The organism is Amycolatopsis sp. NPDC043887, assembly GCF_056435665.1.
Map to the genome: position 1 here is coordinate 30,115 of NZ_JBWKEB010000003.1, position 14,514 is coordinate 44,628.

General features: G+C 68.2%; 13 protein-coding genes and 1 pseudogene. 9 read left to right on the forward strand and 5 right to left on the reverse strand.

The genetic code is table 11. The annotated features are described in order from the left end of the window. Window positions 1–2 precede the first annotated feature (2 nt). Entirely contained in the window at window positions 3–758 is a 756-nt protein-coding gene (locus tag AC069H_RS09680) for a sigma-70 family RNA polymerase sigma factor (RefSeq protein WP_478231965.1), read from the reverse strand. Window positions 759–846: 88 nt separating this feature from the next. Here AC069H_RS09680 and AC069H_RS09685 point away from each other — a divergent pair, with 88 nt between their 5' ends. The 6 genes from AC069H_RS09685 to AC069H_RS09710 all read left to right on the forward strand — a co-directional run bounded on the left by AC069H_RS09685 (window position 847) and on the right by AC069H_RS09710 (window position 6,492). Continuing rightward, window positions 847–1,527: a TetR/AcrR family transcriptional regulator gene (locus tag AC069H_RS09685; RefSeq protein WP_478231966.1), complete on the forward strand. Its 681-nt coding sequence runs from the start codon at window positions 847–849 to the stop codon at window positions 1,525–1,527. A gap of 55 nt (window positions 1,528–1,582) precedes the next feature. Then, entirely contained in the window at window positions 1,583–2,263 is a 681-nt protein-coding gene (locus AC069H_RS09690) for a GNAT family N-acetyltransferase (protein WP_478231967.1), read from the forward strand. A gap of 70 nt (window positions 2,264–2,333) precedes the next feature. Continuing rightward, on the forward strand, window positions 2,334–3,365 hold the full coding sequence (tdh, locus tag AC069H_RS09695; protein WP_478231968.1) for an L-threonine 3-dehydrogenase: 1,032 nt from the start codon (window positions 2,334–2,336) through the stop codon (window positions 3,363–3,365). After that, window positions 3,365–4,546 carry a glycine C-acetyltransferase gene (locus AC069H_RS09700; protein WP_478231969.1) on the forward strand — a complete coding sequence of 394 codons (1,182 nt, stop codon included), beginning with the start codon at window positions 3,365–3,367 and terminating at the stop codon, window positions 4,544–4,546. Before tdh ends, AC069H_RS09700 begins: the two co-directional genes overlap by 1 nt. After that, entirely contained in the window at window positions 4,543–5,457 is a 915-nt protein-coding gene (locus AC069H_RS09705) for a LysR family transcriptional regulator (RefSeq protein ID WP_478231970.1), read from the forward strand. The genes AC069H_RS09700 and AC069H_RS09705 overlap by 4 nt, the downstream gene beginning before the upstream one ends. 39 nt (window positions 5,458–5,496) lie before the next feature. Continuing rightward, a complete protein-coding gene (locus AC069H_RS09710; protein WP_478224772.1) occupies window positions 5,497–6,492 on the forward strand; it encodes a TerC/Alx family metal homeostasis membrane protein in 996 nt (331 codons plus the stop codon). Here AC069H_RS09710 and AC069H_RS09715 read toward each other — a convergent pair. Beyond that, window positions 6,489–7,052, reverse strand: a complete 564-nt coding sequence (locus tag AC069H_RS09715) for a TetR/AcrR family transcriptional regulator (protein ID WP_478231971.1) — start codon at window positions 7,050–7,052, stop codon at window positions 6,489–6,491. The two genes, AC069H_RS09710 and AC069H_RS09715, sit on opposite strands and share 4 nt — an antisense overlap. 81 nt (window positions 7,053–7,133) lie before the next feature. On the opposite strand from AC069H_RS09715, the gene AC069H_RS09720 reads away from it, so the two are divergent. Both AC069H_RS09720 and AC069H_RS09725 read left to right on the forward strand, forming a co-directional pair. Next, complete coding sequence (locus tag AC069H_RS09720; RefSeq protein ID WP_478231972.1) at window positions 7,134–8,186, forward strand: FAD-dependent oxidoreductase; 1,053 nt, start codon at window positions 7,134–7,136, stop codon at window positions 8,184–8,186. 286 nt (window positions 8,187–8,472) lie between these two features. Further along, window positions 8,473–9,690, forward strand: a complete 1,218-nt coding sequence (locus AC069H_RS09725; protein ID WP_478232269.1) for an HNH endonuclease signature motif containing protein — start codon at window positions 8,473–8,475, stop codon at window positions 9,688–9,690. A gap of 567 nt (window positions 9,691–10,257) precedes the next feature. Here the strand turns inward: AC069H_RS09725 and AC069H_RS09730 are convergent. The 3 genes and pseudogenes from AC069H_RS09730 to AC069H_RS09740 form a co-directional block, all read right to left on the reverse strand. Further along, window positions 10,258–11,473, reverse strand: a pseudogene (locus AC069H_RS09730) (MFS transporter). Window positions 11,474–11,537: 64 nt separating this feature from the next. Then, window positions 11,538–12,320 (reverse strand): alpha/beta fold hydrolase, encoded by a 783-nt coding sequence (locus AC069H_RS09735; protein WP_478224768.1) that lies wholly within the window; start codon window positions 12,318–12,320, stop codon window positions 11,538–11,540. Continuing rightward, on the reverse strand, window positions 12,317–13,264 hold the full coding sequence (locus AC069H_RS09740) for a LysR family transcriptional regulator (RefSeq protein WP_478232270.1): 948 nt from the start codon (window positions 13,262–13,264) through the stop codon (window positions 12,317–12,319). The genes AC069H_RS09735 and AC069H_RS09740 overlap by 4 nt, the downstream gene beginning before the upstream one ends. Window positions 13,265–13,350: 86 nt before the next feature. Here AC069H_RS09740 and AC069H_RS09745 point away from each other — a divergent pair, with 86 nt between their 5' ends. Beyond that, window positions 13,351–14,499, forward strand: a complete 1,149-nt coding sequence (locus tag AC069H_RS09745) for an acyl-CoA dehydrogenase family protein (protein ID WP_478224767.1) — start codon at window positions 13,351–13,353, stop codon at window positions 14,497–14,499. Window positions 14,500–14,514: the final 15 nt, after the last annotated feature.

A 14,514-nucleotide genomic window follows, 5' to 3' on the forward strand; every position in this document is an offset into this window, starting at 1 on the left:
GTTCAGGCGGAGACGGCGCGGACACCCGGCGGCATCTCGCGGTTGATCTCGTCGAGCCGGGTGGCGACGGTGCGGCAGGATTCGCAGCCCGCCAGATGCGCGGCGATCAGGTCCGCCCGGCGGCCCGGCACACCGCCGCGGAGCCACGCGCCCATCCGGCGCCGCGCCTCCTGGCAGCACGGCGTTCCCGTTTCGGGGACCTGCGCCTGCAAGAAGGCCTGTCGGAGTCCTTCGCGGGCACGCAGGGCCAGGACGGAGGCGCCGTTGGGCGAGACTCCCAACAGCGGAGCGACCACCTTCGGCGAGTCGCCTTCGGCTTCGGTCCGCCAAAGCACTGTCCGCCAGCGGCCCGGGAGTGCGCAATAGGCGGTCCAGGCCAGCCGGGCGTTCGAGCGGAGGATGAGGAGTTCCTCCGCGCCGATCGTCCCGGCGGCCTCTTCGACCGCAGGGGTCGTGCCGTACAGCTCGACCCGCTTGTGGTGGTGGCTCCATTTGGCCGCGAGATTCCGGATGGTGACCGCGAGATAGGGGCGGAGGTTCTCCCGCGGGCCGCCGCCGTCGCGGATGACGCTCAGTACACGCACGAACGCCTCGGCCACGAGGTCGTCCCGTTCGGCGGGCTCGGCGACCCAGCCCGCGGCGATCCGGCGCAGCGGCTCGGCGTGCCGCCGGAAAAGGGTCTCGCCGGCGGCGATGTCACCGGCGCGGAAGGCATCGAGCAGCGTTGCGTCCGCCGTGGTGTCGACGTCTTCCCTCATCGCGGTCTCCCGGACGGGCCGATCTGCATACCCGAAGTAACGGGTACGGCAGTGTACCGGTTAACCGGCCGCCGATAAACTCCGGGGGATGACGCCTGAAGCCGACGCGCCGAGGCCGGACGGCCGCGCGGCGCGCTGGGCGGGACAGCGTGAGCGCCGTCGACGGGAGTTCGTCGACGCGGCGCTGCGCGCGATCGCCGCGCACGGTCCGGAGGTCTCCACCGAGCAGATCGCCGACGAGGCGGGGGTGGCGAGAACGCGGGTGTACAAGCATTTCGACGATGCCGCCGACCTGCAGCGCGCGATCGCCGACCGCGCCGTCCGGCTCATCACCGCCGAACTGGCCCCGCTGTGGGATCCTAGCGGGACGCCGATGCAGCTGATCACCGTCGCGGTGGGCGCGCACACCGGCTGGCTCGCCGAATACGGGAACCTCTACCGCTATCTCGCCAGGCATTCCCAGGCCGGGCGGCGCGGCGACGCCATCACCGACGTCAAAACGGCGATCGCCCGGCAGCTCACCATCCTGTTCGAGCACTACCTCGACACCTTCGACCTCGACGGCCGGATCGCCGAACCGCTCGCCTTCGGGCTGGTCGGCCTCGTCGACGCGAGTGCCGCGCGCTGGCTGGAGAACCCGGGTGGCATCGAGTTGCCGGAGCTCGCGGCCCTGCTGGTGCGATGGATCTGGCGGGTCATCGACGACACGCTCCGTGAACGCGGGATCGAACTCGATCCCCACTCGCCGCTGCTGGTGCCGGGTACCTGAGCGCTCAGGATGTGGAAGCGGGAATGAAAGCCCGCCGTCCGCTGTCGGAGCGGTCATGGTCACCCCTTTCGACGACCCGGCCTGGGCTTCGCTGACCGGGCCGCACGCCCACTTCGCGGAGCGTTTCGGACAGGTGCTGCGCTATCAGGTCGACGTCGCGCCCTTCTACGCCCTGCCGCCCGAGCCGGACGACGGTATGTGGGCTGATGTCGCCGTGCTGGCGGGTCCCGGCCAGACGGTCACCGTCCACAACGCGCTGCCCGTCCCGGTGGACTGGGAAGTCCTCGGCAGGATCGCCGGAGTCCGGCTGGTCGACGTCGCGCTCGAAGCCGCCGAAGATCCCGAAGCCGTCGTGCTGGGGCCGGACGACGTCCCGGAGATGCTCGACTTCGTGGAGCGGACCAAGCCGGGACCGTTCCGGAAACGGACCATCGAATTGGGGACATATCTGGGCATCCGGCGCGACGGCGAGCTGGTCGCGATGGCGGGGGAGCGGATGCACCCACCCGGCTGGACCGAGATCAGCGCGGTCTGCACCGATCCGGCGTATCGCGGCCAAGGGCTGGCGACCCGGCTCATCCGCGCGGTGGCGGCCGGGATCCGCGCTCGCGGCGAACGCCCGATGATGCACGCGGCGGCGGCGAACACCTCGGCGATCCGGCTTTACCGGTCGATCGGTTTCGAGGTGGTGCCGCGGCCGGACTTCGTGTCGGTCCGGGTGCCGGGCTCCTTGTGAAGACCCGCTAACGAGGGATTTCAGAAACTCGCGATGGACTGAACAGCACGGGCGGGCCAGACTTCGCGCCATGAAGGCATTGGTCAAAGCCGACCGAGCACCCGGGCTGGAACTCACCGACGTGCCGGACCCCGCCGTCGGCCCCGGCGACGTCGCCGTCCGTGTGCTGCGCGCCGGGATCTGCGGCACCGATCTGCACATCGACTCCTGGGACGACTGGGCGGCGCGCACCATCGCCGCGCCGCTGGTCATCGGGCACGAGTTCGTCGGCGAGGTGGTCGAGATCGGCCGCTCGGTGACGACGGTCAAGGTGGGCGACCTGGTCAGCGGCGAGGGGCACCTGGTCTGCGGAAGCTGCCGCAACTGCAAGGCCGGGCGGCGCCACCTGTGCGCCAGGACCAAGGGCCTCGGCGTGCACACCGACGGCGCGTTCGCGCAGTACGCCGTCCTGCCCGAGCAGAACGCCTGGGTGCACCGCACCAAGGTCGACCTCGACATCGCCGCGATCTTCGACCCGCTCGGCAACGCCGTGCACACCGCGCTGTCCTTCCCCGTCATCGGCGAGGACGTGCTGGTCACCGGCGCCGGCCCGATCGGCATCATGGCCGCCGCCATCGCGCGCCACGCGGGCGCGCGCAACGTGGTCGTCACCGACGTCAGCGAGCACCGGCTGGAGCTGGCCCGCAAGGTCGGCGTCGATCTCGCGCTGGACGTCTCCTCCGCGACGATCGCCGACGCGCAGAAGCGGCTCGGCATGGCCGAGGGCTTCGACGTCGGTATGGAGATGAGCGGGCGGCCCGAGGCGCTGCGCGACATGATCGCGAACATGTCGCACGGCGGGCGCGTGGCACTGCTCGGCCTCCCCGCTTCCGACGTGTCGGTCGACATCGCGTCCGTGGTGCTCAAGATGATCCAGCTCAAGGGGATCTACGGGCGCGAGATGTTCGAGACGTGGTACTCGATGTCCGTCCTGCTGCAGGCCGGGCTGGACATCTCGCCGGTGATCACCCACCGGTTCGGTTACACCGAATACGAGAAGGCGTTCGCGACGGCCAGGGAAGGCCGCTGCGGCAAGGTCATTCTGGACTGGACGGAGAACTGATGTACGGCGCGATGCGCGACGACCTCAAGGCCGGGCTCGCCGAGATCCGGGAAGCCGGGCTGTACAAGGGCGAGCGGGTGATCCAGGGACCGCAACGGGCTTCGGTCAGCGTCGGCGACGGCGACGTCCTCAACTTCTGCGCCAACAACTACCTCGGCCTCGCCGACCACCCCAAGCTGATCAAGGCCGCGCAAGAGGCGCTGGACCGCTGGGGCTTCGGCATGGCGTCGGTGCGGTTCATCTGCGGGACCCAGCAGCCGCACAAGGAGCTCGAAGCGAAGCTGTCGGAGTTCCTCGGCACCGAGGACACGATCCTCTACAGCTCCTGTTTCGACGCCAACGCGGGGCTCTTCGAGACGCTGCTGACGGACCAGGACGTCATCATCTCCGACGAGCTCAACCACGCGTCGATCATCGACGGCGTCCGGCTGTGCAAGGCGAAGCGGATGCGCTACCGCAACCGTGACGTCGCGGATCTGGAAGCCCGGTTGAAGGAGGCGTCCGGCGCGCGGTACCGGATGATCGCCACGGACGGCGTGTTCTCGATGGACGGCTATCTAGCGCCGCTCGACGAGATCTGTGAGCTGGCCGAGCGCTACGACGCGCTGGTGATGGTCGACGACTCGCACGCCGTCGGTTTCACCGGGCCGACCGGTCGCGGCACGCCCGAGCTGTTCGGCGTCCAGGACAAGGTCGACGTGCTGACCGGCACCCTCGGCAAGGCGCTGGGCGGCGCGAGCGGCGGTTACACCTCGGGTCGTGCGGAAATCGTCGAGATGCTCCGGCAGCGTTCGCGGCCGTACCTGTTCTCGAACTCGCTGGCGCCGTCGATCACCGCGGCCGCGCTCGCCACGCTGGAGCTGCTGGACGAGTCGAGTGAACTGCTGGGCAAGCTACGCGCCAACACGGAGCTGTTCCGGCGACGGATGACCGAGGCCGGTTTCGACCTGCTCCCGGGCGAGCACCCGATCATCCCGGTGATGATCGGCGACGCCGCGAAGGCGGGCAAGATGGCGGATCTGCTGCTCGACCAGGGCATCTACGTGATCGGGTTCTCCTACCCGGTGGTGCCGCACGGCAAGGCCCGGATCCGGACGCAGATGTCGGCGGCGCACTCGGCCGACGACGTCAACCGGGCCGTCGACGCGTTCGTGACGGCAAGGTCCATGATGGACGAATGATCGATCCGCGACGGCTGCGCGTACTGCGCGTCCTCGCCGACCACGGCACCGTGACGGCGGCGGGCCAGGCGCTGCACCTGACGCCGTCCGCGGTCTCCCAGCAGCTGGCCGCACTCGAAGCCGAGTGCGGCCAGCAGCTGCTTCGCCGCCGGGGCAGGCGGGTTTCGCTGACCCCGGCGGGTGAACTGATGGTGGTGCACGCCAACGCCGTCGCCGCCGAACTGGAACGGGCGCGGGCGACGCTGGCCGCGCTCGATTCCGGCGTACAGGGCCTGGTGCGGCTGGCGAGTTTCGCCTCCGCCATCACGATGGTCGTGGCGCCGGCGATCGCCTCGCTGCGTGCCGGGTCGCCAGGGGTCACCATGCAGGTGCAGGACGTCGAGGGGCACGCGAGCATCCCGCTGCTGCTCGACGGCGAGGTCGATCTGGCGATCACCGAGGAGTATCGGCTCTCGCCACGGACGGATGAAAGCAGGCTCACCCGGTTCCCCCTGTACGTGGAGCCCTTCGACGTCGTGCTGCCCACAGCGCACCGGCTCGCGGAAGCGTCCGAAGTGGACATCGACGAACTCGCCGACGACGAGTGGATCGCGCCGAAACCGGGGAATCCGTGCCGCGACGTGCTGATGATCGTGTGCGCCAACCCGGAGATCCGGCACGTCTCCGACGATTTCCACGCGATCACCACCCTGGTCGCCACGGGCGAGGGCGTGGCACTGGTGCCGCGCAACGCTTTCGCCGCCGTGCCGGGCGCTGTCGCCGTCCCGTTGCGCGGTGAGCCGCCGCTGCGCCGCGTGTTCGCCGCCGTCCGGCGGGGGAGCGCCGACCACCCGCTGCTCAAGACCGTGCTCGCCGCGCTGCTGGACGCGGCGCCTGGCCATGCGAATGCGGACCGGGGTAGTCGCACTTAGGATCTTGGTACCTGCCGTCCACGGAAAGACAGGGTGCGGATGCTCCAGATCGATGGCCTCACCTGGATCGTCACGATCGGGCTGGTGCTCGGGCTCCTGGCACTCGATCTCGTTCTCGCGGCGGTGCGCCCGCACAAGGTCGGCTTCGGCGAGGCGGTGGCCTGGTCGATCGGCTACATCCTGGTCGCGGTGGCGTTCGGTGTCTGGCTGACGCTCGCGCACGGTGGCGACTTCGGGCAGCAGTACTTCGCGGGTTACATCGTCGAGAAGAGCTTGTCCGTCGACAATCTCTTCGTCTTCGTGATCATCATGAGCACCTTCGCGGTACCCGAGGAACATCAGCACAAGGTGCTCACGTTCGGCATCGTCGTCGCGCTGATCATGCGCGCGATCTTCATCGCGCTCGGCGCCACGCTGCTTTCCTTGTTCTCCTTCATGTTCCTGCTGTTCGGGCTGTTGCTGATCTATACCGGCATCCAGCTGTTCCGGCATCGCGACGAGGATCCGGACGTCGAGAACAACGTGGTGGTGCGGTCCGCGCGCCGTCTCCTGCCGCTGTCCACCGAATACGACGGCGGCAAGCTGCTCACTCGCCTGGACGGGAAACGGGTGGGCACGCCGCTGGTCGTGGTGCTGCTCGCGATCGGCGGGATCGATCTGCTGTTCGCGCTGGACTCGATCCCCGCGGTCTTCGGCGTCACCGACGAGCCGTACCTGGTCTTCGCGGCCAACGCCTTCGCTCTGCTGGGCCTGCGGGCGCTGTACTTCCTGGTGAAGGGCCTGCTCGATCGCCTCGTGTACCTGTCGGCCGGGCTCGCGGTGATCCTCGGGTTCATCGGGATCAAGCTGATCCTGCACTGGGCACACGTCGACATCGACGAGAGCGTTCCGGAGATCTCGACGCCGGTCAGCCTCGCGGTGATCATCGGCATCCTCGTGGTGGTGACGGTGGCGAGTCTGCTCAAGACTCGCAAGGATCCCTCCGCCAAGGCGCATCCGGGCTCGTTGCGCGGCTCCCGCCCCGAAGAGGACTAGCGCCAGCCGCGTTCGAGGAGGTCGAAGATCCTCTCGACGTCCTCCCGCGGATCCGGGCGGCCCCTGGTGAGCGCCGGGATGTCCAGCACGAAACGCGCGAGCGCGCGGCAGGCGATGTCGTCGGGGCCCACGCCGGTCTCTTCGGCGATCGCGGTGCCGAGGGCCGCGGCGTGCCGGGTCCACATGCGCTCGCCGTACTCCTGCAGTGCCGGGGTGCCGCTCACCAGCGCGGTGAACTCGGCGTACTGGGGATGCGTCGTGATCGGAAGCCACGTCGCGAGCACGTACTCGCGCAGTCCCTCGACGATGCTCTGGCCCTTTTCGCGCTCCCGGACGGCGGCGACCAAGCGTGCTTCGCGGTTCTGCGACTCGTCGAAGACCAGTGCTTCCTTACCGGGGAAGTGCTTGAACAGCGTCGTCGTCGAGACGTCGGCCGCCTCGGCGATGTCGCGGATGCTCACCTGGTCGTAGCCCCGCTCCAGGAACAACTTCAGCGCGGCGTCCGCCAGCGCTTGGCGGGTGGCCGCCTTCTTGCGTTCACGCCGTCCTGGTGTCTCCATGAGCGCACCCTACCGTATGAGTTGTCATGGTCAATAAGTTGTCTCATTGCACTTTTTGACTCGTTCTGCTTTTCTGGGCTCATGACGATCAGCATCATCGGAGCGGGCCCTGGTGGGTTGACCTGCGCCCGCATCCTGCAGAAACACGGCGTCCCCGTGACGGTCTACGACCGCGATCCGCATCCCCGGGCCCGCAACCAGGGCGGCACCCTCGACCTCCACGCGGACGACGGGCAGCTGGCCCTGCGTGAAGCCGGCCTGCTCGACGAGTTCTTCGCCCTCGCCCGCCCGGAAGGGCAGGAGATGCGCAAACTGGATCCCGCCGGACGTCTCCTGGAGCATCACGTTCCTGCCGAAGGGGAGATGTTCAAACCGGAGATCGACCGCGGTCAGCTGCGCGGCCTCCTGCTCGACTCGCTGGAGCCGGGCACCGTCCACTGGGGACGGACCCTGGATCGGGTCGAGGCTCCCGGGCGCTTGCTGTTCACGGACGGAACGGCGGTCGAGACGGATCTGGTCATCGGTGCCGACGGCGCGTGGTCACGGGTCCGCCCGGCGGTTTCGGCCGCCGTGCCCGAATACGCCGGGATCACCTTCCTGGAGGCATGGTTCGACGACGTCGAGAACGCGCACCCCGAACTCGCCGAACTCGTCGGCAAGGGCAGCGCGATGGCGGCCGACGGCGAGCGGTGCCTTTTCGCCCAGCGCAACAGCGGGGACCACATCCGGGTCTACATCATCCAGCGGCTGCCCGCGGACCGGCTCGGGTCGACCTCGGATGTCCGCGGCCGGCTGCTCGAGGCGTTTTCCGGCTGGTCGCCGTCGATGCTGCGGATGATCACCGACAACGACGGGCCGTACGTCGATCGCCCGTTGTACGTCCTGCCCGTCCCGCACACGTGGGAGTACACGTCATGGGTGACCTTGCTCGGCGATGCCGCTCACCTGATGCCGCCGCTCGGTGTCGGCGTCAATCTGGCCATGGTCGACGCTTGTGAACTCGCCCTCGCGCTGGCTGGTTCTGCCTCTGTCGGCGAGGGTGTTGCTCTTTACGAGAAGACCATGTTGCCGCGATCGGAGGAAGTCGCACGGCGGTTGGAGAACGGTGCTCAGGGGTTGCTCGATGTCGATTAGTGCTGGTGTGTAAGGGAAAACTCCTGGGTTTGGGAACTTTCGGTCGGTTGGCGTTCTTTATGGTTGCTTCCTGAGGGGCATGCCCGAGAACGCTTGGGGGCGAACACTTTCGGTTCATGTCGGCCGGGTCGGCGCTGCTGCTCTTCGTGGGGATATCCTGTTGTCGAAGCCCGGAGATTCGTGCGGCGGTTGGAGATTAACGTTGTCGTTTAACGGAAACTCTCGCCGGTCCGAAATTGTCGGTGGTCGGTTGTAGCTTCTGTGTGTGGACACGCGCAACGCCACTGTGGCGCTACTCAAGGAAATCACTGCTTCTGATGTGTTGAAGGAGGTCAATGCGGCGCTGGATTCTATGGAGGACAAGGATGCTGTCGACGCTGCTGTCGCGGCCTCGGAGGGGATCGCGCGGTTGGAAGCGGTCCGGTTCCGCGCGCTCGCGCAGCTGAACCGGCACCGTGGCGGGGCGTCGAGCGTGGTACAGGAGGTCGCGTTCACTCTGTCCGTTGTGGACGGTCACGCAGGTGCCTTGGTGTCCACGGCGGCGGCGTTGACCACCCGCCTGCCCCGCACACTCGGGCTGCTGGACCGTGGGCAGGTGGGTGGCTACGGGGCGATGAAGGCCGCCACCGCGACCGCGTGGCTGTCGGATGAGGACGCGCGCGCGGTGGACGAGGTACTGGAGGACCGGCTGCCCGGCCGGAATTCCGAGCAGATCCGGAAGGCGGCGAATCACGCGGCGGTGATGGCCGACCGTGACGGTGCTGCTCGACGCGCGGAGCGACATCGTGGCGGGCGTCGGTTGTCGATCCGGCACGGCGAGACGGGGGTCGCCTCGATCGAGGTCGAAGACGGCCCGGTCGAGAAGGTGGCCGCCGCGTACACGCGGATCGATCGTGAGGCACGCGCCCTCAAGACCGGGGGCGAGACCCGCACCCTGGATCAACTGCGCGCCGATGTCGCCTTGGACCTGCTGTTGGGTGGGCAGGGAGGGAAGCGGGAACGGTGCGAGGTGTTCCTCTACCTGGACTTGAACACCTACCTGGGGATCAACGAGGACCCCGCCGAACTGGCCGGCCACGGCCACATCCCCGCCTCACTGGCCCGGCAGATCGCGTCCGGCCCGGACACGGTCCTGCGGCGGATCATCACCGACCCGCTCTCGGGGCAGGTCCTGGATTTGGGTCGGGACCGGTATCGGCCGACGGCGGGGTTGGGTGAGTTCGTGCGGGTACGGGACCGGGAATGCCGAAGACCGGGCTGCCACCGTGTCGCCCAGGCCTGCGACCCCGACCATTCGGTGCCGTGGCAGCACGGTGGCCACACGAGTGATACTGAGCTGGTCGATCTGTGCCGCCGCGACCACCGCCTCAAGGACGAACCCGGTTGGGTCTATCGGCTGGCCGAGGACGGCACCCTCACCGTCACCACACCTACGGGGCACAGGTACGACAGCACACCACCACCACTGCACGAACCCCGCACCGAGGAACCACCACCGTTCTGAACCGTCGCCGAAAAACGGCAACGTGTACACAACGAGCGGCGCCGGGCCTGGTCGCCGAAATACGACGACGGTTGAGCGCGCGGACGGGACTCCGTACGGATCGGTGCCACGGCAACTGTCGCTGTGGTACTCACGCTTCCAGCTGGGGAGTCGCTGTGACCGCTCGTCGCCGGAATTCGGCAACGCACGGGCCGCGGGGGCGAGATTCCGCGAGAATCGGCGCGATGCCGACTGTCCCGCGGGACCCATAGCGTCGCAACTCTCCAGCTGAGGAACCCTGCAACTGCCGTCGCCGGAATTCGGCCACGGCCTGTTCGGGCGGCGGCTTCCCGTGCAGATTTGCGGAACAGTGCGCTGCCGCAAACCCCAGTCGCTCCTGCGTCTCTTGCGGAGATCTGTGGCCCATTGCCGGAATTCGGCTACGGCTCATCGCAAGAGGCGGGACTCCCTGCTCGCCCCCGAAACGGCAACCGTCGTCGCTGCGGTACCCATCCCGCCGCGAGCACCCGGCAGTGTTCCCACTCAAGGGTTCGCGGAACGGTGACCGCGGAAGCCCCACCAAACCGCCTACCTCACAACAGAATCCCGTGCAGGCACCACGTCGATCTCCAGAGAAGAGTCACGCGAAGGTTCCCGCACCACCAGAGTCGCCACGAAGGTCAGCGCGATGCAGCCGGTGACCCACCAGAAGAACACGCTCTCGTGCCCGGCCTGCTTCAAGGTCAGCGCGATCGGTTCCGAGAGTCCGCCGAAGACCGCGGTCGCCAGGGCGTGCGGCAGTCCGACTCCCAGCGCGCGGACGTTGGTGGGGAACATCTCCGCCTTGATGATGGCCGACAAAGCGGTGTAGCCGATGAGGAAGACCATGGCGGTGATCATGAGCAGGAAGGCGACCCACGGATTCCCTGTCCTGCCCACGAGCGTCATGATCGGGACGGTCAGCAGCATGCCGCCGACGGAGAAGCCGAACATGACCGGGCGGCGGCCCCATCGATCGGAAAGGGCGCCGGCGACGGGCTGCATGAAGATGAACAGGAACAGGGCGGCGAAACCGATGAGTGAGGCGGTCGGCTTGGGGATTCCCGCCGTGTTCACCATGTACTTCTGCAGGTAGCTGGTGAAGGTGTAGAACGCCACCGTGCCGCCGCGGGAAGGCGAGCCGGCAGTTGCGGTGCGCTGGAAGTGCTCCGATTCCACCATGCTTCGGCGGAGGTACATCACCACGAGCCCGGCGAGCGCGCCGAGCACGAACGGGACCCGCCAGCCCCACGCGTACATCTGCGCTTCGGTGAGCAGCGACTGCATCACGATCATCACCAGCAGGGCCGAAAGCTGCCCGACGGTGATCGAGACGTACTGGAAGCTCGAGTAGAACCCGCGTCGCCGCGGAGTGGCGATCTCGGACAGGTAGGTCGCGCTCGAACCGAACTCGCCGCCCACCGAGAGACCTTGCGCGAGCCTGGCGACCACGAGGATCACGGGCGCGAGGATACCGATCGACGAATAGCCGGGAGTAAGAGCGATGGCCAGCGAGCCGAAGCTCATCAGCGTCACGGACGGGGGCAGCGCGGCCCGGCGGCCGAACTTGTCCGCGTAGAGGCTGGGCCGTCAGATTTCCTTCGGGGAAGAAGCTGGCCGCGAAGTAGATGCTGAACGAGGCGTAGACGAACCAGTCGTACCACTCGACCAGGTCGCCGAGGCAGCCGCGGACCACGTTCGCGACGACGCCGGGTTTCTTGTGCGGCAAGGGAAGCTCCTTCGCTCCGGGAACGCCGACCATCATGAGCTGTGATCCCTGCGGTGGAGAAATAGAAATCCGCGATGGGCACGTACCCGGTCGGCATGGTCTACCCGAGGAAGTCGCTCACCAGCTCGCTCGATTCGGGACGGCACTCGTCGAAGTAGGCGTGGCGCGCCCCGGCGAAGAGATGCATCCGCGCGTCGGGGATCCGCTCCGTCAACAGCGGCGCGTTCGCCACGGGTGCGAGCAGATCGTCGTCACCGTGCAGGACCAGCGTGGGCGCGGTGATCTCGGGAAGCACATCCCAGGCGTCGTGCGTGTTGCTCGCGACCAGATGTCCGCGCACCGCGTGCGGCGGCATGCCGTGCGCGCCCAGCACCCGGTACGGACCGGGATTGGCCGCTCGCCAGACGGGTGTGTACATCAGGTTCTCCAGCGTCTCCCGTGCTTCCAGGGAAGACCGCCGGGCCAAGGCCAGCCGCACGTCGTTCGACCGCTCGACACCGTGCGTGCCACCGGGCGAGGTGCAGCCGAGCACGAGCCGCCGTACCCGATCGGGATACCGCGCGGCGACCCACTGGGCGACGCGGCCACCCATCGAGGTGCCGTAGACATCGGCTTCACCGACTCCGAGTTCGTCGAGGACCGCGATCACGTCGTCCGCGAAACCCGTTGTGGAGTAAGCGGAATCGGGTGCGTCGCTGCCACCTGTACCGCGGTAGTCCATGGTGATCGTGCTCGGGAAGTCTTCGCGCGTGCGATCCCACCACGTGTGGTCGTTCGCCTGCCCGGCCAGCAGCACGAGCGGCCTGCCCGTGCCGTGCCACTGATAGGCCAGCCGGGTGCCGTCGGCGGCGACGGCGTGGCCGGTGCGGGGGAGCGTGCTCATTCTTCTCCTGTTCGGTCTTCCCAGAGCCGTGCCGAGGGCCAGTCGCCCTCCCGCACGGTCCGGTGGATCTGCCGGACCAGCGCCCGCGCGACGGCGTCGACGGCGGGTGTGACGCGCCCCGTCCTGGGCGTACCGAGGACGACGGTGCGCCAGACCTCCGGTTCGCACACCGGAGCCGCGCTCAGGGTTCCGTCCGCGACATCCGCCGCGATGCCGATGCCGGGCAGGATCGTCCAGCCGTGCCCGCCGAGCACGAGGCGTTTCTGCAGTGTCATGGCGTTGGTCTGCACGGTGACCTCCGCCTCGGCGCCCGCCTCGCGGGCCGCGCCGTCGATGAGGGTGCGCAGCGCGTGCCCCTCGGAGGGCATCACCAGCGGATGCGCGGCCACGTCGGCGAACGGGACGGGCTGTGCGGGATCGAGCCCGGCAGACGGGGGAGCGACCGCCCACAGCCGTTCGCGGACCAGCGGACGGACGTTGAGCGACGGCGTACTGGTCAGGTTGTGGAGCAGGCTCAGGTCGACGTCGCCGTCGTCGATCCACCGCTGGAGATGCCCGGAGTACGCGGTGAGCAGCCGCAGTTCGATCCCCGGATGCTCGCGGAACACGTCCGTGGTGAGCGGCGCGGCGAGCCGTTCGGCGGCGCTCTCCAGCAGGCCGACCGTGACGATCCCGGTGACCACCCCGGGTTTCGGGGCCAGCTCGGCACGGGCCCGGTCGAGTTCGGTGAGCGCCCGCCGGGCACGTTCGACGAGTGTCGCGCCCGCCTCGGTGGGGCGCATCCCGTGGCGGGTCCGCTCGAACAACGGCACCCCGAGTTCCTGTTCCAGGGTGCGGATCTGCCGGGTGACGGCGGGCTGGACAAGGTGCAGCAACTCGGCCGCGCGGGTCACGCTGCCGACCTCGGCGACCGTCACCAACGCCTTGAGCTGCTTGAAATCCACCTTCACCCCTGCTCATCGCGGTCCGGTATGCGGCCATCATGATTCGGTATTTCACATACCGTCTCATCAACGCTCATGATAACCATATGACCGAGGAAGAGACCGCCATCGTCGCGCTCGTGGCCGAGTTCGTGGATCGCGAGGTCCGGCCCGTCGCGCGGGAGCTCGACCACACGAACACCTATCCCGAGAAGCTCATCGACCAGATGAAGGCGATGGGCGTCTTCGGGCTGGCCGTGCCCGAGCCCTGGGGCGAGACCCAGGTCTCCGCCCAGTGCTACGCGCTGGTGACGGAGGAGCTCTCGCGCGGCTGGATGAGCCTCGCCGGCGCGATGGGCGGACACACCGTCGTCGCGAAGCTCCTTGCCACGTATGGCACTCAGGAGCAAAAGGACACCTATCTGCCGAAGCTGGCGACGGGTGAGATCCGGGCGACGATGGCGCTCACCGAACCCGGTGGCGGCTCGGATCTGCAGGCACTCCGCACCACGGCGCGGCGCGAGGGCGACGAGTACGTGGTCAACGGCAGCAAGACATGGATCACCAACGCGCGCCGGTCCCAGCTGGTCGCGTTGCTGTGCAAGACCGACCCCGCCGCCGAACCCGCGCACAAGGGGATCTCGATCCTCTTGGTGGAGAAGGGGCCGGGCTTCGAGGTCTCACGGGATCTGCCCAAGCTCGGTTACAAGGGTGTCGAGAGCTGCGAGCTCTCGTTCGACGACTTCCGCGCGCCGGTCACGGCACTGCTCGGCGGGGTGGAGGGACGCGGATTCGGCCAGATGATGCGGGGCCTGGAGATCGGCCGGATCCAGGTCGCCTGCCGGGCACTCGGCGTCGGCCGGGCGGCGCTGGAGGATTCCCTGCGCTACGCCCAGGAACGCGAGAGCTTCGGCAAACCGATCTGGCAGCACCAGTCGATCGGCAACCATCTCGCGGACATGGCGACCAAACTCGAGGCCGCCCGCCAGCTGACGCACCACGCGGCGCGACGCTACGACTCGGGTGAACGCTCGGACATGGAGGCGGGGATGGCGAAGCTGTTCGCCTCCGAGGCCGCGATGGAGATCGCGCTCGACGCGGTCCGCATCCACGGTGGCTACGGCTACTCGACGGAGTTCGACGTCGAGCGGTACTTCCGTGACGCGCCACTGATGATCGTCGGCGAGGGCACCAACGAGATCCAGCGCGGCGTGATCGCACGCCAGCTGATCGAACGGCACCGCATCCCTTCCTGAACACCGAGGAAGGCA

Coding starts and splice junctions, on each gene's coding strand:
- AC069H_RS09680 (WP_478231965.1), bottom strand. CDS start 758: ATGAGGGAAGACGTCGACACCACGGCGGACGCAACGCTGCTCGATGCC.
- AC069H_RS09685 (WP_478231966.1), top strand. CDS start 847: ATGACGCCTGAAGCCGACGCGCCGAGGCCGGACGGCCGCGCGGCGCGC.
- AC069H_RS09690 (WP_478231967.1), top strand. CDS start 1,583: ATGGTCACCCCTTTCGACGACCCGGCCTGGGCTTCGCTGACCGGGCCG.
- tdh (WP_478231968.1), top strand. CDS start 2,334: ATGAAGGCATTGGTCAAAGCCGACCGAGCACCCGGGCTGGAACTCACC.
- AC069H_RS09700 (WP_478231969.1), top strand. CDS start 3,365: ATGTACGGCGCGATGCGCGACGACCTCAAGGCCGGGCTCGCCGAGATC.
- AC069H_RS09705 (WP_478231970.1), top strand. CDS start 4,543: ATGATCGATCCGCGACGGCTGCGCGTACTGCGCGTCCTCGCCGACCAC.
- AC069H_RS09710 (WP_478224772.1), top strand. CDS start 5,497: ATGCTCCAGATCGATGGCCTCACCTGGATCGTCACGATCGGGCTGGTG.
- AC069H_RS09715 (WP_478231971.1), bottom strand. CDS start 7,052: ATGGAGACACCAGGACGGCGTGAACGCAAGAAGGCGGCCACCCGCCAA.
- AC069H_RS09720 (WP_478231972.1), top strand. CDS start 7,134: ATGACGATCAGCATCATCGGAGCGGGCCCTGGTGGGTTGACCTGCGCC.
- AC069H_RS09735 (WP_478224768.1), bottom strand. CDS start 12,320: ATGAGCACGCTCCCCCGCACCGGCCACGCCGTCGCCGCCGACGGCACC.
- AC069H_RS09745 (WP_478224767.1), top strand. CDS start 13,351: ATGACCGAGGAAGAGACCGCCATCGTCGCGCTCGTGGCCGAGTTCGTG.